This window comes from Pseudomonas sp. B19125, assembly GCF_044218855.1.
GTDB lineage: Bacteria > Pseudomonadota > Gammaproteobacteria > Pseudomonadales > Pseudomonadaceae > Aquipseudomonas > Aquipseudomonas edaphica.
On sequence record NZ_CP162589.1, the window covers coordinates 5007657 to 5021651 of the forward strand.

A 13995-nucleotide genomic window follows, 5' to 3' on the forward strand; every position below is an offset into this window, starting at 1 on the left:
AGGGTTTCAAGCGCGCGCCATGGCCAGCCGAGGCGTGGCGACGGCTGTGCGGGTGTGGTCGGAAAACATCAGGCTGATGTCGATGTCGGCACCGTACAAATCGTTGAGGAACTGGCTGCTCATGGCGCTGCCCTGCCCGTCGAAATGAATGCGGCCGCCTTTAAGGGCCACGGCACGCGGGCAATAACGCATGGCGTAATCGACTTGATGCAGGGTCACCACCACGGTCTTGCCGTCGCGGCGGTTGATGTCGGCGAGGATCTCCATGACCTTGCGCGCCGACTCCGGGTCCAGCGAGGCAATAGGCTCATCGGCGAGGATCACTTCGGCGCGCTGGGTCAATGCACGGGCAATCGCCACGCGCTGCTGCTGGCCGCCGGACAAGGTCGAAGCACGCTGCCCGGCCAGGTCGGCCAAGCCCACGCGGGCGAGGGATTCGAGGGCAAAGGCTTTTTCCTCGGCATTGAACAAACCGAGGTTGCCGCGCCAGCGTGGCATGCGGCCCAGGCAGCCGAGCAATACGTTGTCGAGCACGCTCAGGCGGTTGACCAGGTTGAACTGCTGGAAGATGTAGCCGATGTCTGCGCGCAACCGCCGCACCTTGCCATTCAAGCGCCCACTGGCCTGCACCTCCCGGCCCAACACCTTGACGCTGCCACCGTTGCTCTTGTCGCAACAGGCCAGGCCCGCCAAATGGCGCAACAACGTGGACTTGCCGGAACCGGAAGCGCCAATCAGCGCGACCATCTCACCTGCGGCAATGGTGAGTTCGAGGTCGACCAATGCGGACTTCTTCGCAAAGGTCTTGTTCAAGTGATCGACATGGATAGCGTGAGTCATGGGCTTCTCTGTCTGGTTTGAACAGCCACACAAGGGCTGCGGTTGAGTTCAAACGACAGTAGGCGCGGGAGGTGTCAGTGCTATTACTTGCACATGACTGGCGGGGGGCGGTTTGATGAAGGTTTTGTGAAAGGTTGCAAAGCCACTGCAATCCCCTGTGGCGAGGGAGCTTGCTCCCGCTGGGCTGCGAAGCGGCCCCAAAAAACGACGGACGCGGTGTGTCAGGTGGATCGAAGGTGGCTGGGTTGGGACTGCTGCGCAGTCCAGCGGGAGCAAGCTCCCTCGCCACAGGGTGGGTGGTCAGTTGTGGGACCTGCCCTACACATCTTTCAGGTTGCGTCCGAGCAACCTCGCCGCTAACCTTCGCGGGTCGCTGCAAAATCAGCGAACGGGTGTGGTAGCCCGGTTCTTTCATAGATCCCCAAAACGCTTACGGGCGTTTTTTTGTGCGGGCTGCTTTGTGGCGGCTGTGCACGGGAGGCTTCGGCCTGCCGGGTTTCTATGACCGGTCTACCACCCCGTGTACAGTCGCCTCCTTACATCGTGTGGTAGCGAGATGGAGGTGCTCATTCATAGGAGCTTCACCATGAAAAAAGTCACGCCTAACCCTCCGCCATCCGCCTCGGATGACACCCCACAAACCCCACCCAACCTCATCTTCACCGTCCGCCCCGGCCTCAGTACCGAAGTTGCCTTGAGCAATGCCAGCGAGATGCTGGAATCGGCGACGGTGTGTGCCTACGACTGTGCCGAGCACTTGGATGGATCAAGCCGCAAGCAGGTGCTGGCAGTGGTGCAGATGGTTGAGATTGCGCAATTGTTGGTGGATCAAGCGCTGAATCGGGAGTGTCCCGTGGCCTGATGGCTGAGGCGATCTAGTGTGGGAGCTGGCTTGCCTGTGATAGCGGTGTGTCAGCTACCCATCTGCCAACTGACCCAACGGTATCGCAGGCAAGCCAGCTCCCACATTGGTTGTGCGTACATCAGGGGATATTTGCGTCACGCACGCGCAGTCGCGGGGTGACGAAATCCAGGAAGGCGCGCACCTTCAGCGGCAATGGCGCCTGCCCTTTGTGCACCAAGCTGATCGGCAACGTCGCTGATTCGTAGGGCTGCAGCACCACCTGTAAATCACCCTTTTGCACTGCGTCCGCCACTTGATACGACAGCACCCGAATCACGCCAACATCCAGCGTTGCCGCCGTAATCGCCGCTTCCGCGGTGTTCACCGACAGCCGCGAATGCACGGGCACGCTCTGTTGCGCTTTACCCGCCCCAAACACCCACGCGCCCACCGAGGACAGCACTTCAAAGGTGATGCAACTGTGGTCCGTCAGCGTCTGCGGCGTGGTCGGTTCGCCATGGGTTTGCAGATAATGAGGACTGGCACACACCACCCGCCGCACCGTGCCGACTTGCAGCGCCTTGAGCGAACTGTCCGGCAGGTCACCAATGCGCACGGCCACATCGCACTGTTCTTCCATCAGGTGTACTACGCGGTCGGTGAGCACCAGGTTGACGCTGATCTCGGGGTACTGCGCCAGAAACTCCGCCACCACCGGCACGATATGCAGGCGCCCGAACACGATGGGCGCGGTCACCGTGAGCTCGCCTTTGGGCACGGCATATTCGCCGGTGGCGGCCCGTTCGGCTTCGCCGATCTCTTCGAGAATCCGCCGGCACGCCGCCAGATAGGAAGCGCCCACGTCCGTCAGCGACAACTGCCGCGTGGTGCGGTGCAGCAGCCGGGATTTCAGGTGAGCTTCCAGTTCCGCGACTTTACGGCTGACGGTGGCCAGCGGCATGCCCAACTGGCGCGCAGCCGCCGACAGGCTGCCCGCCTCCACCACCGCAACAAACACCGACATCGATTCAAGACGGTTCATAACGCCCTATCAATTTTTGGAAGGATGATTCCCGATCCTAGGGGATTATCGACATAAACGCGACTGCGTAAGGTTGGCGACTCATCCCCCAGCGACATGAGGCAAACGCCATGACATCCGAGAATGCACCGCCGCGAGGCAAGATCATCATGATGGCGGTGATCGCCGGCGCGGTGGTCACCAACATTTACTGCACCCAGCCGGTGCTGCCGTTGATCGCCTCGGACATGGGCGTCGCAGTGTCGACGGTCAACCTGGTGGCAGGCGCGGCCTTGCTGGGGTTTGCCACCGGGTTGGCGTTTTTATTGCCCATGGGCGACCGCTTTGATCGGCGCAAGCTGGTACTCGGGCAGATTGCGCTGGCGTTCTGCTTTGCCTTGGCGGCGGCTTTTGCGCCGAGTATCTGGGCGTTGATCGGCGCCTCGTTCGGGCTGGGCGTGGTGTGTTGCGTTCCGCAGCAACTGGTGCCCTTTGCGGCAGTGATGTCGCAGCCCCACGAACGCGGGCGCAATGTGGGCACGGTGGTCAGCGGGATCATGTTGGGGATTTTGCTCGGCCGCACCATCAGTGGTGTGGTCGGTGAGGCGTATGGCTGGCGGGCGGTGTACGCCATGGAGGCGGCGTTCATGATCCCGGTGTGGTTTATCGCGGCGAGGCTACTGCCGCCGGGCGTGCCGAGTACGAACCTGTCCTACCCTAGCCTGCTGGCTTCACTGTGGCCGTTGATGCGCGATAACAGCCCGATTCGGCAATCAATGATGGTGCAGGCGTTGTTGTGGGCGTGCTTCAACGCGTTTTGGGTGAATTTGGCCGGGTTGCTCGCCAATGGGCCGTGGCAGCTGGGCAGTGCCTGGGCCGGTGGTTTCGGGATTATCGGCGCGGTGGGTGCGTTCGCGGCGTCGTATGGCGGCCGGGCGGCGGACAAACTGGGTTGTCGCAAGGTGATCGGGGCCAGCGTGGGGATTGTGACCTTGGCGTTTTTGCTGCTGGCGGGGGCGCAGACCTCGCTGATCTTGCTGGTGCTGGGCGTAGTTGTGCTGGATATCGGTGTGCAGGCCGGGTTGGTGGCCAATCAGACGCGGGCGTTTGCGGTGGACCTCAAGGCGCAGGGGCGGATTAACAGTTTGTATATGACCGCGACGTTTGTGGGTGGAGCGGTTGGGGCGACGGTGAGTGGGTGGTTGATGGCGCAGTTTGGTTGGGTGGGGATTGTGGAATTTGGGGTGGTGTTGGGGGTGGTGGCTGGGGTGATTCACTGGCTCGGAGCGCCGCGCCGCATTCAAGAACTGGCGTAAATCTCAGATCAAATGGAGATCAAAACTGTGGGAGCGGGCTTGCCCGCGATAGCGGTGGACCAGGCAATACCTAGCCAGCAGGTGTACCGCTATCGCAGGCAAGCCAGCTCCCACAGGGGATTGCGTTTCAAGTCAGGTAATGCTCGTTCCCACGCTCTGCGTGGGAATGCCGCCTGGGACGCTCTGCGTCCCCAAGTGGGCCTGACGCAGAGCGTCACCGCATGCATTCCTTTGCTGCGCGTGGGAACGATCAAATTCGAACGATCAAAGGGGATCCACTGTGGGAGCTGGCTTGCCTGCGATAGCCGTGGGTCAGTTGGCAGATGGGTAGCTGATACACCGCTATCGCAGGCAAGCCAACTCCCACAGTGGATTGCATTTCAAGTTGAGTAATAAAAAAGGCGACCTTTCAAAGGTCGCCTTTTGTTATTGCGCGTATTGCTTGCTCAACCCCGGCGGCACGCCGTGCACATCGGTGTCTTCCCACGGCCCGTTCGGGCTGATGGAGCGGCTCCAGCCGTTGCTCCAGCGGTAGTAGGTGCGCTGGCGGTAGAAGGTGTCGGGCTGTTCGTCCAATACATACACCTGCATCTTGCCGTCCCAGTGGCTGGCGGCGCCCGGTGGAGGGGCGAAGGTCGGCGACTTGCTTGGCACAGGTTTCGGCGGCGGTGTTACCGGGCCGGAAGGCTTGGTGCCCGGTTGGGTCGACGGGCCAGACGGTGGGATGGTCGGGCCGGTGGGTGCGGGAGGCCGATGGACCGCACAAGCGCTCAGCCCCAATACCAGGCTGAGCAAGGTGATACGTGCAAATGCGGTCATAGGCGTTTCCTCGATTTACTTGTCCGGAGTGTCAATGGTCAGTTGCTGCAGCGCAGTGGTAGTGCTGGCCAAAGGTTGGCTGCGGCCGATCCACTCGCCAGTGGTCGGCTGACCGGCCCGGGATATGCGCGCAACCAGTTGGACTTCGGGGAAGTTCGACAGTTTCAACTGCGGCATCATTGCGTCCGCATCGCCCAGCTCGACGGTAACCGGCAGTTCAGCCACGGTGACACGCTTGGCCGCCAACGGTGCCGGAGGGCCATTCACGGCGCGGGCGAAGATGAACACGCTGTCGGTGGGCAGGGCTTTGGCCTTCACATCAGGTGCCAGGTCCACACGGACTTTCATCACGGTTTTTGCCGCGACGGTGCCACCGCTTTCCTTGAGCTTCTCGGCCGCGCGGTCGATACCGCCTTGCAGCGCGACACGGGAGTTGTCTTGCGCTGGCAACTGGGCCAACAGGCGGTTCCAGTAATCGATGGCTTCCTGATAACGCTGGCCTTCAAAGGCGGCGATACCCAGCAGGCCAAGGCTGGTGACTTCTTTGGGGTCGAGCTTCAAGGCTTCATCGGTCAGCGCCTGCACCTTGGGCGACCATTGTTTGTTGTCGGCAAAGTACTGCGCCTGGGCCCATTGGCCGAGCAGTTCGGGCTGGCGACCGGCGAGAGCGACGGTGCGCTCGAAGATTTTCGCGGCATCGGCGGAACGGTCCTGAGCCATGTAAGCGCGACCGAGGAAGTACAAGCCTTCCGCCGAGTCCGGCTGGGCGGCGGCGGCGCGCTCCAGGCGGCGGGTCATGTCTTGCATCGACACCGGCGGCTGGGAGAATTCGCGGGTCAGCTCGACCTTGTCGCTCGCCCCGTAATGCAGGTACAGCGCAACGCCCAGGACCGGCACGAGAAACGCCGCCAACAACGGCAGTGGTTTGCCCAGGCGCGATTCACGCGGCTTTTCCACGCCTTCGGTATCAGCCAGCAACTCACGCGCAGCCTCGGCGCGGCCGGTGTCGAGCTGGGCGGCATTCAGCACGCCTTCGTCCTGCTGCACTTGCAGCTCGGCTACGCGTTCCTGGTAGAGCGCCACGTTCAGTGCGGTGCGGTCCTCTTCACGCTGGGCACGGCGGCCGCGCAGTACAGGGATCAACAGAAAACTCAGGGCAATCAGGAGCAGCAACCCTGCTGCGAGCCAAAAATCAATCATCAGTCTTGGTGTCCAGCAATTGGTCGAGGCGTTTGCGTTCATCCGGGGAGAGCGCATCGGAACCATCAGTAGGCGCAGCGCGGCGACGGCGCACGATCACGGCCATCACCACCACGCCGGCCAGCAACAGCCCAGCGGGGCCGAACCAGAGCAACGCAGTCTTGCCGGTAAGGGCCGGTTTGTAGCGCACGAAATCACCGTAGCGGTCGACCATGAAGTCGATGATCTGCTGGTTGTCCTTGCCCTCCCCCAGCATGCGGAAAATCTCTTTGCGCAGGTCGGCGGCGATCGGGGCGTTGGAGTCGGCGATGTCCTGGTTCTGGCACTTGGGGCAGCGCAGTTCCTTGGTCAATTCGCGAAAACGCTCACGGTCACCGTCCTTGGCGAACTCGTAGGTGTCGATGGCCGCATGGGCGACGCCAACCAGTCCAAGTGCAAGAACCGCAGCGGCTAACAGACGCTTCATGGCTTGGCCTCATCGACCAGTGCCTGGTACTTGGCGGCCAGTTGCTCGCGCCAGACCACTTCGTCGATCACGCCCACATACTTGTCGCGGATCACGCCTTTGGCATCGATGAAGAAGGTTTCCGGCGCGCCGTATACACCGAGGTTGAGACCGAGGTTGCCGTCCTCATCGCGGATATCCAGCTGGTAGGGGTTATGGAACTCGGCCAGCCACTTCAAGGCGGCAGCATTGTCGTCCTTGTAGTTGATGCCGTAGATCACCACGCCCTGCTCGGCCAGTTTGTTCAGTACCGGGTGTTCAACGCGGCAGGAAATGCACCAGGTGCCCCACACATTGACCAGCGCCGGTTTACCCAGCAGGTCGGCCTGGGTCAGGGTTTTTTCGCCCTGCACCGTCTTCAGGCTGAACGCAGGGAAGGGTTTGCCGATCATCGCCGAGGGCAACTCGGCCGGATCGAGGTACAAGCCGCGATACAAGAACACTGCCATCACCAGAAAGGCCGCCAGCGGCAACACCATCAACCAACGCTTCATGCCGCCGCTCCTTGCAGGCCGAGGGCTTCACGCACCCGGCTTTTGACCTTGACCCGATAACGCCGGTCCAGCGCGGCCAGCAACCCGCCGAAACCGGTGAGCAAACCGCCGAACCAGATCCAGCGCACAAACGGTTTGACGTGCACGCGCACCGCCCAGGCGCCGTCGCCCAGCGGCTCGCCCAATGCCACATAGAGGTCACGGGTGAAACCGGCGTCGATACCCGCTTCAGTCATCATCGAGCTTTGCACGGTGTACAGGCGTTTCTCCGGGTGCAGCACCGCCACTTCCTTGCCGTTGCGCACCACACGAACAGTGCCTTTGTCGGACGTGAAGTTCGGGCCTTCGAAGTGCTTGGCGCCTTCGAAGATGAAGTGGTAACCGGCCAGGTCCATGGACTCACCCGGCGCCAGGCGCAGGTCGCGCTCGGCGCTGTTCTGGCTGGACAGCACCACGCCGAGGGCGCACACGGCGATGCCGATGTGGGCGACTTGCATGCCCCAGTAGCTGCGGGTCAACGTCGGCAAGCCTTTGAACAGGCCCTTGTGGCGGGTCTTGTCGAAGATGTCGCGCACACCGGCGAGCAATACCCAGGCAGCCAGCAGGAAGGTGGCGAGCACCGCCCAATTGAAATCGCCGTAGGCGAACCCGGCGATCACTGCCAGGGCCACGCTGCCCAGCAGCACCGGCATCAGCATGCCGGCCAGCCATTTGACCGGCGTGTCTTTCCAGCGCACCAGCACACCAACGGCCATGACCACCATCAACAGGCCCATCAACGGGATAAACAACGCGTTGAAGTACGGCGGGCCGACGGACAGCTTGGCGCCGCTCAAAGCGTCCAGCACCAAGGGGTACAGGGTGCCGAGCAGGATCATCGACGCGGCCACCACCAGCACCAGGTTATTGCCCAGCAGCAGGGTTTCCCGCGACCAGAGGTTAAAGCCGACCTGGCTCTTGACCACGGGTGCGCGCAACGCAAACAGGGTCAGCGAGCCACCGACTACAAACAGCAGGAAGATCAGGATGAACACGCCGCGCTCCGGGTCGGACGCAAACGCATGCACCGAGGTCAACACGCCCGAACGCACCAGGAAAGTACCCAGCAGGCTGAGGGAAAACGCGGCGATGGCCAGCAACACGGTCCAGCTTTTGAACACGCCGCGTTTTTCGGTGACGGCCAGCGAGTGAATCAGCGCGGTGCCCACCAGCCAGGGCATGAACGAGGCGTTTTCCACCGGGTCCCAGAACCACCAGCCGCCCCAGCCGAGTTCGTAGTAGGCCCACCACGAACCGAGGGTGATACCGATACCGAGGAACGCCCAGGCCACAATGGTCCATGGCCGCGACCAGCGCGCCCAGGCCGCATCGAGGCGCCCGCCGAGCAAGGCGGCGATGGCAAACGCAAAGGCCACGGAGAAACCGACGTAGCCCATGTAGAGCATCGGCGGGTGCACGATCAGGCCGATGTCTTGCAACAACGGGTTGAGGTCATGCCCATCCATCGGGATCTGCGGCAGGATGCGCGTGAACGGGTTGGAGGTCATGATCAAAAACAGCAGGAAGCCGATGCTGATCATGCCCATCACCGCCAACACGCGGGCCAGCATGACCTGCGGCAGTTGGCGCGAGAACACCGATACGGCAAAGGTCCAGCCGCCAAGGATCAAGGCCCACAGCAGCAACGAACCTTCGTGGGCGCCCCACACGGCGCTGAACTTGTAGTACCACGGCAGCGCGCTGTTGGAGTTATTGGCGACATAGGCGACGGAAAAGTCGTCGGTCATAAAGGCGTAGGTCAGGCAGCCAAACGCGAACACCAAAAAGGCAAACTGGCCCCAGGCGGCCGGTTGCGCCAGGCTCATCCACAGTCGGTCGCCGCGCCAGGCGCCGAGCAACGGCACCACGGCCTGGACGATGGCGAAGCACAGGGCGAGGATCATCGCCAACTGGCCCAGCTCCGGAATAAACAGTGCGGACGTCATGGCTTAGCCCTCCTTGGCAGGTGCTGGGGCCGATTGGCCGCTGTCTTTCAACGCCTTGGTCACTTCCGGCGGCATGTACTTCTCATCGTGCTTGGCGAGTACTTCATCGGCCACCACCACGCCGTCGGCGTTGAGCTTGCCCAGGGCGACGATGCCCTGGCCTTCACGGAACAGGTCCGGGAGGATGCCGCGATAGGTGATGGTCACGGCTTTGTTGAAGTCGGTGACCACAAAGGTCACGTCAAGGGAATCACCGGAACGCTTCAAGGAGCCCTTCTCGACCATGCCGCCGGCGCGGATGCGCGTGTCGACAGGCGCTTCGCCATTGGCGATCTGGGTCGGGGTGTAGAACAGGTTGATGTTCTGCTGCAAGGCGCTCAAGGCCAGGGTCACGGCAATGCCGACGCCGGCCATGATGGCGAGGATGATCAACAGACGCTTTCTACGCAGCGGATTCACTTATCGGTCTCCCGGCGCAAACGACGCGCCTCTTGTTGCAGGTAACGCTTGCGGGCCAGGATCGGCGCGGCAACGTTGAGGGCCAGCACCGCCAGGCAGATGCCATAGGCCGTCCAGACATACAGGCCGTGATGGCCCATGGCGAGAAATTCACTGAACGAGTTGAAGTTCATCCGCGCGCTTCCAGGCTGTTTTGCACTTCGGTCTTGACCCAACTGGTGCGGGCTTCACGCTTGAGCACTTCGAGGCGCATGCGCATCAGCAGCACGGCGCCGAAGAAGCAGTAGAACCCCAGCACCATCAGCAGCAGCGGCGCCCACATTTCCACGGGCATCGCCGGTTTTTCGGTGAGGGTGAAGGTGGCGCCCTGGTGCAGAGTGTTCCACCACTCCACCGAGTATTTGATGATCGGGATGTTGATTACGCCGACAATCGCCAGCACCGCGCAGGCCTTGGCCGCGCTGTCGCGGTTGCTGATGGCATTGCCCAGGGCGATGAGGCCGAAGTACAGGAACAGCAGGATCAGCATGGAGGTCAGCCGCGCATCCCACACCCACCAGGAACCCCAGGTGGGTTTGCCCCAGATCGCGCCGGTGACCAGCGCCACGGCGGTCATCCACGCGCCGATGGGCGCGGCGCATTGCAGGGCCACGTCGGCCAGTTTCATCTTCCACACCAGCCCGACGATGCCGCACACCGCCAGCATCACATAGCAGGACTGCGCCAGCATGGCGGCGGGCACGTGGATATAGATGATGCGAAAGCTGTTGCCTTGCTGGTAGTCCGGCGGCGCGAAGGCCAGGCCCCAGACCAGGCCGATGCCGATCAGCAAAATGGCGGCGATGCTCAACCACGGCAGCAATTTGCCGCTGATGCCGTAAAACCATTTGGGCGAGCCGAGCTTGTGAAACCAGGTCCAGTTCATTGCTGTTTCCATCACGGTGGCTGTGCGTCATTGCGCAAAGCTCAGGGTCTTTACTGGCCAAGGCATAACACTTGGCCAGACCTCATTATTCGCCGACGCTGATCTTCAGGCCAGCCGCTATAGCAAAGGGTGTCAGGGTTACCGCCAGGGCGGTCAGGCTGCCAAGCCACAGGAGGTAACCGGTCGCCGGCATGCCCATGAGCGCGGCCTGCAAGGCGCCGCTGCCCAGGATCAACACCGGGATGTACAAAGGCAGAATCAGCAGGGCCAGCAACAGGCCACCCCGCTTCAAACCGACGGTCAACGCTGCGCCCACCGCCCCCAACAGGCTGAGCACCGGCGTACCGAGTAACAAGGACAGGAGCAACACCGGCAGGCACTCAACGGGCAAGCCGAGCATCATCGCCAGCAGCGGCGAGAGCAATACTAGCGCCAAGCCGGAAAAAACCCAGTGTGCCAGCACCTTGGCCAGTACCAGAAGTGGCAAGGGGTGCGACGAAAGGACCCACTGTTCGAGGGAACCGTCTTCAAAATCACTGCGAAACAGCCCGTCCAGCGAGAGCAGCACCGATAAAAGCGCGGCCACCCACACCAGTCCCGGGGACAAGGTTTGCAACAGTTTAGTCTCGGGGCCGACTGCCAGCGGGAACAGCGCGATGACGATGGCGAAAAATACCAAGGGATTGGCCAATTCAGCCGGGCGACGGCACAACAGGCAGGCTTCACGGGCGACTAACAGCGCGAACACACTCATGCCGACCACCGCCCTAAATCCAGGTCGCGGTAACCGGCGGGCCTGCGCGCCAGCGTGTGGTGGGTGGTGAGCAGCACCAGGCCACCCTGTTCACAGTGCTGTGCCAGGTGTTCTTCGAGTTGGGCGACGCCCTGCTTGTCGAGGGCGGTGAAGGGTTCGTCGAGAATCCACAGCGGCGGGCCAGGCAGATACAAACGTGCCAGCGCCACGCGGCGCTGCTGGCCGGCGGACAAAGTGTGGCAAGGGACATCTTCGAAGCCTTTAAGGCCAACAGCGGCCAAGGCTTGCCAGATGGCATCGCGGGGCGCCGGATGATGCAGGGCGCTGAGCCAGCTGAGGTTTTCTTCCGGCGTGAGCACGTCCTTGATGCCGGCGGCGTGGCCGATCCAGATCAGGTTGCGCGCAAGCTCGGTGCGTTGTTCGTTGAGGGGCTTGCCGTTGAGTCGAACCTCACCGGCCGTCGGCTGCATCAACCCGGCCAGCAGGCGCAGCAAACTGGTCTTGCCGCTGCCATTGGGGCCGCTGATCTGCACCATGTCGCCGCCCGCCAGCCGCAGTTCGAGGTGCTCGAACAGCAGGCGCAGGTCGCGTTCACAGGCAAGCGCTACGGCTTCTAGAAGAGGGCTGGTCAAAAGATCGCGGGCCTTTACGGTTCAAGTCGGCGGTGCAGCGGCCGTTATAGAGAAGTGCACAATAACGGCTTTGGCGACCGATTTTAGAGAGCTGGATCAAATAGTTGTGAGGTTTTTACCGCTCTCTTTGCAGACGGGCGGCATTATACATGTGATGCCCTACTCTAAAGAGGGCAATTTCCCCAGAGACGACGCGCACGATGACCGGTGAGATCAACCTTCCTACGCTGCCGCCAGCACCGACGCCCGGGCCTGCCCCGCTGCCGCCGACCGGCGAGTTGTTGAAACTGCTGGAGCCGCAGACCGGCCTGATCGACCCTGGCAAAACCGCGAACGCCGAGGTGATAGCGCTTAAACAAGGCGGCGATGCATTTCAGCTGTTGCTCAAGTTGACCCTCGAAAGCGGCCGCCAGACATTGGTACAGGCCAGCAGCGCCCAGCCGTTGCCGCTGGGCAGCAACGTGGCGGTGAGCCAGACGCCGACCGGCAACCTGACCATCACCTTGCAGCAAGCCCTGAGTGCCAATGTGGCCGCCCTGACCCGGATCGACACCACGCAACTGCCGGTGGGCACGCTGTTGCAGGCCAAGGTGCTGACCACCCAGATGCTGCCGCAAGGCACCGCGCAACCGGCGATCTATCGCTCATTGGTCAGCGTACTCAATAACGCCCTGGCCGGCACCACGTTGAGTCTGGAAAGCCCGCAGCCGCTGCGGGTCGGCAGCTTGCTCAGCGCCGTGGTGCAAAATGCGCAGACCCTGAATTTCGTGCCGTTGAGCGGTCTCAAGGATCAACTGGCCGTGGCGCAACAGTTGTCGACCCAGCAAAGTCGCCAAGGCTCGCTGGATGTGCTGTTCAACGCGCTGCAAAGCCTGCCTGCCGACGACACCACCTCCAGCGACCTGCGCGCCGCCGCCGCGCGCTTGCTCAACGCCCTGCCCGACCTGGCGCAAGTCAGCAACCCCAAGGTGCTGGCGCAGTTGGTACAAAGTAGCGGCGTGTTTCTTGAAGCCAAACTGCTGGCCGGGCAAGACCCGCAAGTGCCACCGCTGGACATGAAAGGCAGCCTGCTGCGGCTGGTCGCCGAACTGCTGCCGGCGCTGCCCGCCGCCACTAATCTGAACGCCATCCTCGCCGCCAATACCCTGGCCCAGGTACTGCCCAACTTCGTGCGCAACCCGCTCAGCACCCTCGGCCAGATCGGCGCACGACAAGCCCCGGCGGGCTTTCCGCTGCCGGACCGGCTGATGGCCAAACTTGCAGGCGAAGGCGACCTGGAAAACCTGCTGCGCCTGGCCGCCGGGGCCATTTCCCGGCTGCAAAGCCACCAGTTATCGAGCCTGGAGCAAACCGGCACTACCGCCGATGGCCGCCTGCAAACCACTTGGCAGTTGGAAATCCCCATGCGCACCTTGCAGGACATTGTGCCGTTGCAGGTCAAGTTCCAGCGTGAAGAACCGCCGCCGGACAAGGACCAACCGGAGCGCAAGGACAAGAAAGACCCCAAGCAAATGCTCTGGCGCGTCGAGCTGGCCTTCGACATGGAGCCGCTGGGGCCGTTGCAGGTGCAGGCGCAACTGACCCAGGGCAAATTGTCCAGCCAGCTGTGGGCCTCGCGCCCGTTTACCGCCAGCCTGATCGAAAGCCACTTGGGCAGCTTGCGCGAGCGCCTGGTGACCTCGGGCATCAATGTCGGCGACCTGGACTGCCACCTCGGTACGCCGCCACGTGGGCCACGAACCGGATTGGAGCAACGCTGGGTGGATGAAACCGCATGAAAAACTCCCTTCCGCCACGCCAGGCGATTGCCCTCAAGTACGACGGCCAGCAAGCGCCAACCCTGACGGCCAAGGGCGACGATGCCCTGGCCGAAGCCATTTTGAAGTTGGCGCGGGAAAATGAAGTGCCGATCTATGAGAATGCCGAGTTGGTGAAACTGCTGGCGCGCATGGAATTGGGCGACAGCATTCCGGAGGAGTTGTACCGCACGGTGGCCGAAATTATTGCGTTTGCGTGGACGCTCAAGGGCAAATTCCCGGTGGGCTATGACCCGAATGCCGAGCCGGTGGAGCGGGATGTGACTGCGCGTGGGGATGATTACTAGCTGCACGCAAATCCAAATGTGGGAGCTGGCTTGCCTGCGATGGCATCAACCGGGTGTACCTGACACTCCGAGGTGTCTGCATCGCAGGCAAGCCAGC

16 protein-coding genes are annotated in these 13995 nt (G+C 62.3%); 4 read left to right on the forward strand and 12 right to left on the reverse strand.

Features of this window, described 5'->3' with window-relative positions; all coding sequences use genetic code 11:
• Nucleotides 1–6: 6 nt before the first annotated feature.
• Nucleotides 7–840 (reverse strand): phosphonate ABC transporter ATP-binding protein, encoded by an 834-nt coding sequence (phnC, locus tag AB4P96_RS22640; protein ID WP_395600104.1) that lies wholly within the window; start codon nucleotides 838–840, stop codon nucleotides 7–9.
• Between the two features lie 586 nt (nucleotides 841–1426).
• Between phnC and AB4P96_RS22645 the strand changes: the two genes are divergently transcribed.
• A complete protein-coding gene (locus AB4P96_RS22645) occupies nucleotides 1427–1702 on the forward strand; it encodes a DUF6124 family protein (protein WP_099490001.1) in 276 nt (91 codons plus the stop codon).
• 121 nt (nucleotides 1703–1823) lie between these two features.
• Here the strand turns inward: AB4P96_RS22645 and AB4P96_RS22650 are convergent, their stop codons facing one another.
• The gene (locus tag AB4P96_RS22650) at nucleotides 1824–2726 is read right to left on the reverse strand and encodes a LysR family transcriptional regulator (protein ID WP_395600105.1); all 903 of its coding nucleotides are present in this window, start codon (nucleotides 2724–2726) and stop codon (nucleotides 1824–1826) included.
• A gap of 110 nt (nucleotides 2727–2836) precedes the next feature.
• On the opposite strand from AB4P96_RS22650, the gene AB4P96_RS22655 reads away from it, so the two are divergent.
• A complete protein-coding gene (locus tag AB4P96_RS22655; protein ID WP_395600106.1) occupies nucleotides 2837–4021 on the forward strand; it encodes an MFS transporter in 1185 nt (394 codons plus the stop codon).
• Between the two features lie 426 nt (nucleotides 4022–4447).
• Here the strand turns inward: AB4P96_RS22655 and AB4P96_RS22660 are convergent, their stop codons facing one another.
• The 10 genes from AB4P96_RS22660 to ccmA all read right to left on the reverse strand — a co-directional run bounded on the left by AB4P96_RS22660 (nucleotide 4448) and on the right by ccmA (nucleotide 11794).
• On the reverse strand, nucleotides 4448–4840 hold the full coding sequence (locus tag AB4P96_RS22660) for a hypothetical protein (RefSeq protein ID WP_099549051.1): 393 nt from the start codon (nucleotides 4838–4840) through the stop codon (nucleotides 4448–4450).
• 15 nt (nucleotides 4841–4855) lie between these two features.
• Nucleotides 4856–6040: a c-type cytochrome biogenesis protein CcmI gene (gene ccmI, locus AB4P96_RS22665; protein ID WP_017136201.1), complete on the reverse strand. Its 1185-nt coding sequence runs from the start codon at nucleotides 6038–6040 to the stop codon at nucleotides 4856–4858.
• Nucleotides 6033–6506 (reverse strand): cytochrome c-type biogenesis protein, encoded by a 474-nt coding sequence (locus tag AB4P96_RS22670; RefSeq protein WP_017136200.1) that lies wholly within the window; start codon nucleotides 6504–6506, stop codon nucleotides 6033–6035. Before AB4P96_RS22670 ends, ccmI begins: the two co-directional genes overlap by 8 nt.
• On the reverse strand, nucleotides 6503–7039 hold the full coding sequence (locus tag AB4P96_RS22675) for a DsbE family thiol:disulfide interchange protein (RefSeq protein WP_395600107.1): 537 nt from the start codon (nucleotides 7037–7039) through the stop codon (nucleotides 6503–6505). The genes AB4P96_RS22670 and AB4P96_RS22675 overlap by 4 nt, the downstream gene beginning before the upstream one ends.
• Nucleotides 7036–9024 carry a heme lyase CcmF/NrfE family subunit gene (locus tag AB4P96_RS22680; RefSeq protein WP_395600108.1) on the reverse strand — a complete coding sequence of 663 codons (1989 nt, stop codon included), beginning with the start codon at nucleotides 9022–9024 and terminating at the stop codon, nucleotides 7036–7038. The genes AB4P96_RS22675 and AB4P96_RS22680 overlap by 4 nt, the downstream gene beginning before the upstream one ends.
• 3 nt (nucleotides 9025–9027) lie before the next feature.
• A complete protein-coding gene (ccmE, locus tag AB4P96_RS22685) occupies nucleotides 9028–9483 on the reverse strand; it encodes a cytochrome c maturation protein CcmE (protein ID WP_017136197.1) in 456 nt (151 codons plus the stop codon).
• Entirely contained in the window at nucleotides 9480–9656 is a 177-nt protein-coding gene (ccmD, locus tag AB4P96_RS22690; protein ID WP_017136196.1) for a heme exporter protein CcmD, read from the reverse strand. Before ccmD ends, ccmE begins: the two co-directional genes overlap by 4 nt.
• Complete coding sequence (locus AB4P96_RS22695) at nucleotides 9653–10408, reverse strand: heme ABC transporter permease (RefSeq protein ID WP_138451783.1); 756 nt, start codon at nucleotides 10406–10408, stop codon at nucleotides 9653–9655. Before AB4P96_RS22695 ends, ccmD begins: the two co-directional genes overlap by 4 nt.
• An 85-nt stretch (nucleotides 10409–10493) precedes the next feature.
• Nucleotides 10494–11162, reverse strand: a complete 669-nt coding sequence (ccmB, locus tag AB4P96_RS22700; RefSeq protein WP_395600109.1) for a heme exporter protein CcmB — start codon at nucleotides 11160–11162, stop codon at nucleotides 10494–10496.
• Entirely contained in the window at nucleotides 11159–11794 is a 636-nt protein-coding gene (ccmA, locus tag AB4P96_RS22705; RefSeq protein WP_138451781.1) for a cytochrome c biogenesis heme-transporting ATPase CcmA, read from the reverse strand. The genes ccmB and ccmA overlap by 4 nt, the downstream gene beginning before the upstream one ends.
• 200 nt (nucleotides 11795–11994) lie before the next feature.
• Between ccmA and AB4P96_RS22710 the strand changes: the two genes are divergently transcribed.
• Together AB4P96_RS22710 and AB4P96_RS22715 are read left to right on the forward strand one after the other, a co-directional pair.
• Entirely contained in the window at nucleotides 11995–13572 is a 1578-nt protein-coding gene (locus AB4P96_RS22710; RefSeq protein WP_169985708.1) for a flagellar hook-length control protein FliK, read from the forward strand.
• On the forward strand, nucleotides 13569–13898 hold the full coding sequence (locus AB4P96_RS22715) for an EscU/YscU/HrcU family type III secretion system export apparatus switch protein (RefSeq protein ID WP_099549057.1): 330 nt from the start codon (nucleotides 13569–13571) through the stop codon (nucleotides 13896–13898). Before AB4P96_RS22710 ends, AB4P96_RS22715 begins: the two co-directional genes overlap by 4 nt.
• Nucleotides 13899–13995 lie beyond the last annotated feature (97 nt).

What these genes read in the sequence shown, in the direction of transcription:
- phnC (WP_395600104.1), bottom strand. Translation starts at nt 840, where the DNA reads ATGACTCACGCTATCCATGTCGATCACTTGAACAAGACCTTTGCGAAG.
- AB4P96_RS22645 (WP_099490001.1), top strand. Translation starts at nt 1,427, where the DNA reads ATGAAAAAAGTCACGCCTAACCCTCCGCCATCCGCCTCGGATGACACC.
- AB4P96_RS22650 (WP_395600105.1), bottom strand. Translation starts at nt 2,726, where the DNA reads ATGAACCGTCTTGAATCGATGTCGGTGTTTGTTGCGGTGGTGGAGGCG.
- AB4P96_RS22655 (WP_395600106.1), top strand. Translation starts at nt 2,837, where the DNA reads ATGACATCCGAGAATGCACCGCCGCGAGGCAAGATCATCATGATGGCG.
- AB4P96_RS22660 (WP_099549051.1), bottom strand. Translation starts at nt 4,840, where the DNA reads ATGACCGCATTTGCACGTATCACCTTGCTCAGCCTGGTATTGGGGCTG.
- ccmI (WP_017136201.1), bottom strand. Translation starts at nt 6,040, where the DNA reads ATGATTGATTTTTGGCTCGCAGCAGGGTTGCTGCTCCTGATTGCCCTG.
- AB4P96_RS22670 (WP_017136200.1), bottom strand. Translation starts at nt 6,506, where the DNA reads ATGAAGCGTCTGTTAGCCGCTGCGGTTCTTGCACTTGGACTGGTTGGC.
- AB4P96_RS22675 (WP_395600107.1), bottom strand. Translation starts at nt 7,039, where the DNA reads ATGAAGCGTTGGTTGATGGTGTTGCCGCTGGCGGCCTTTCTGGTGATG.
- AB4P96_RS22680 (WP_395600108.1), bottom strand. Translation starts at nt 9,024, where the DNA reads ATGACGTCCGCACTGTTTATTCCGGAGCTGGGCCAGTTGGCGATGATC.
- ccmD (WP_017136196.1), bottom strand. Translation starts at nt 9,656, where the DNA reads ATGAACTTCAACTCGTTCAGTGAATTTCTCGCCATGGGCCATCACGGC.
- AB4P96_RS22695 (WP_138451783.1), bottom strand. Translation starts at nt 10,408, where the DNA reads ATGAACTGGACCTGGTTTCACAAGCTCGGCTCGCCCAAATGGTTTTAC.
- ccmB (WP_395600109.1), bottom strand. Translation starts at nt 11,162, where the DNA reads ATGAGTGTGTTCGCGCTGTTAGTCGCCCGTGAAGCCTGCCTGTTGTGC.
- AB4P96_RS22710 (WP_169985708.1), top strand. Translation starts at nt 11,995, where the DNA reads ATGACCGGTGAGATCAACCTTCCTACGCTGCCGCCAGCACCGACGCCC.
- AB4P96_RS22715 (WP_099549057.1), top strand. Translation starts at nt 13,569, where the DNA reads ATGAAAAACTCCCTTCCGCCACGCCAGGCGATTGCCCTCAAGTACGAC.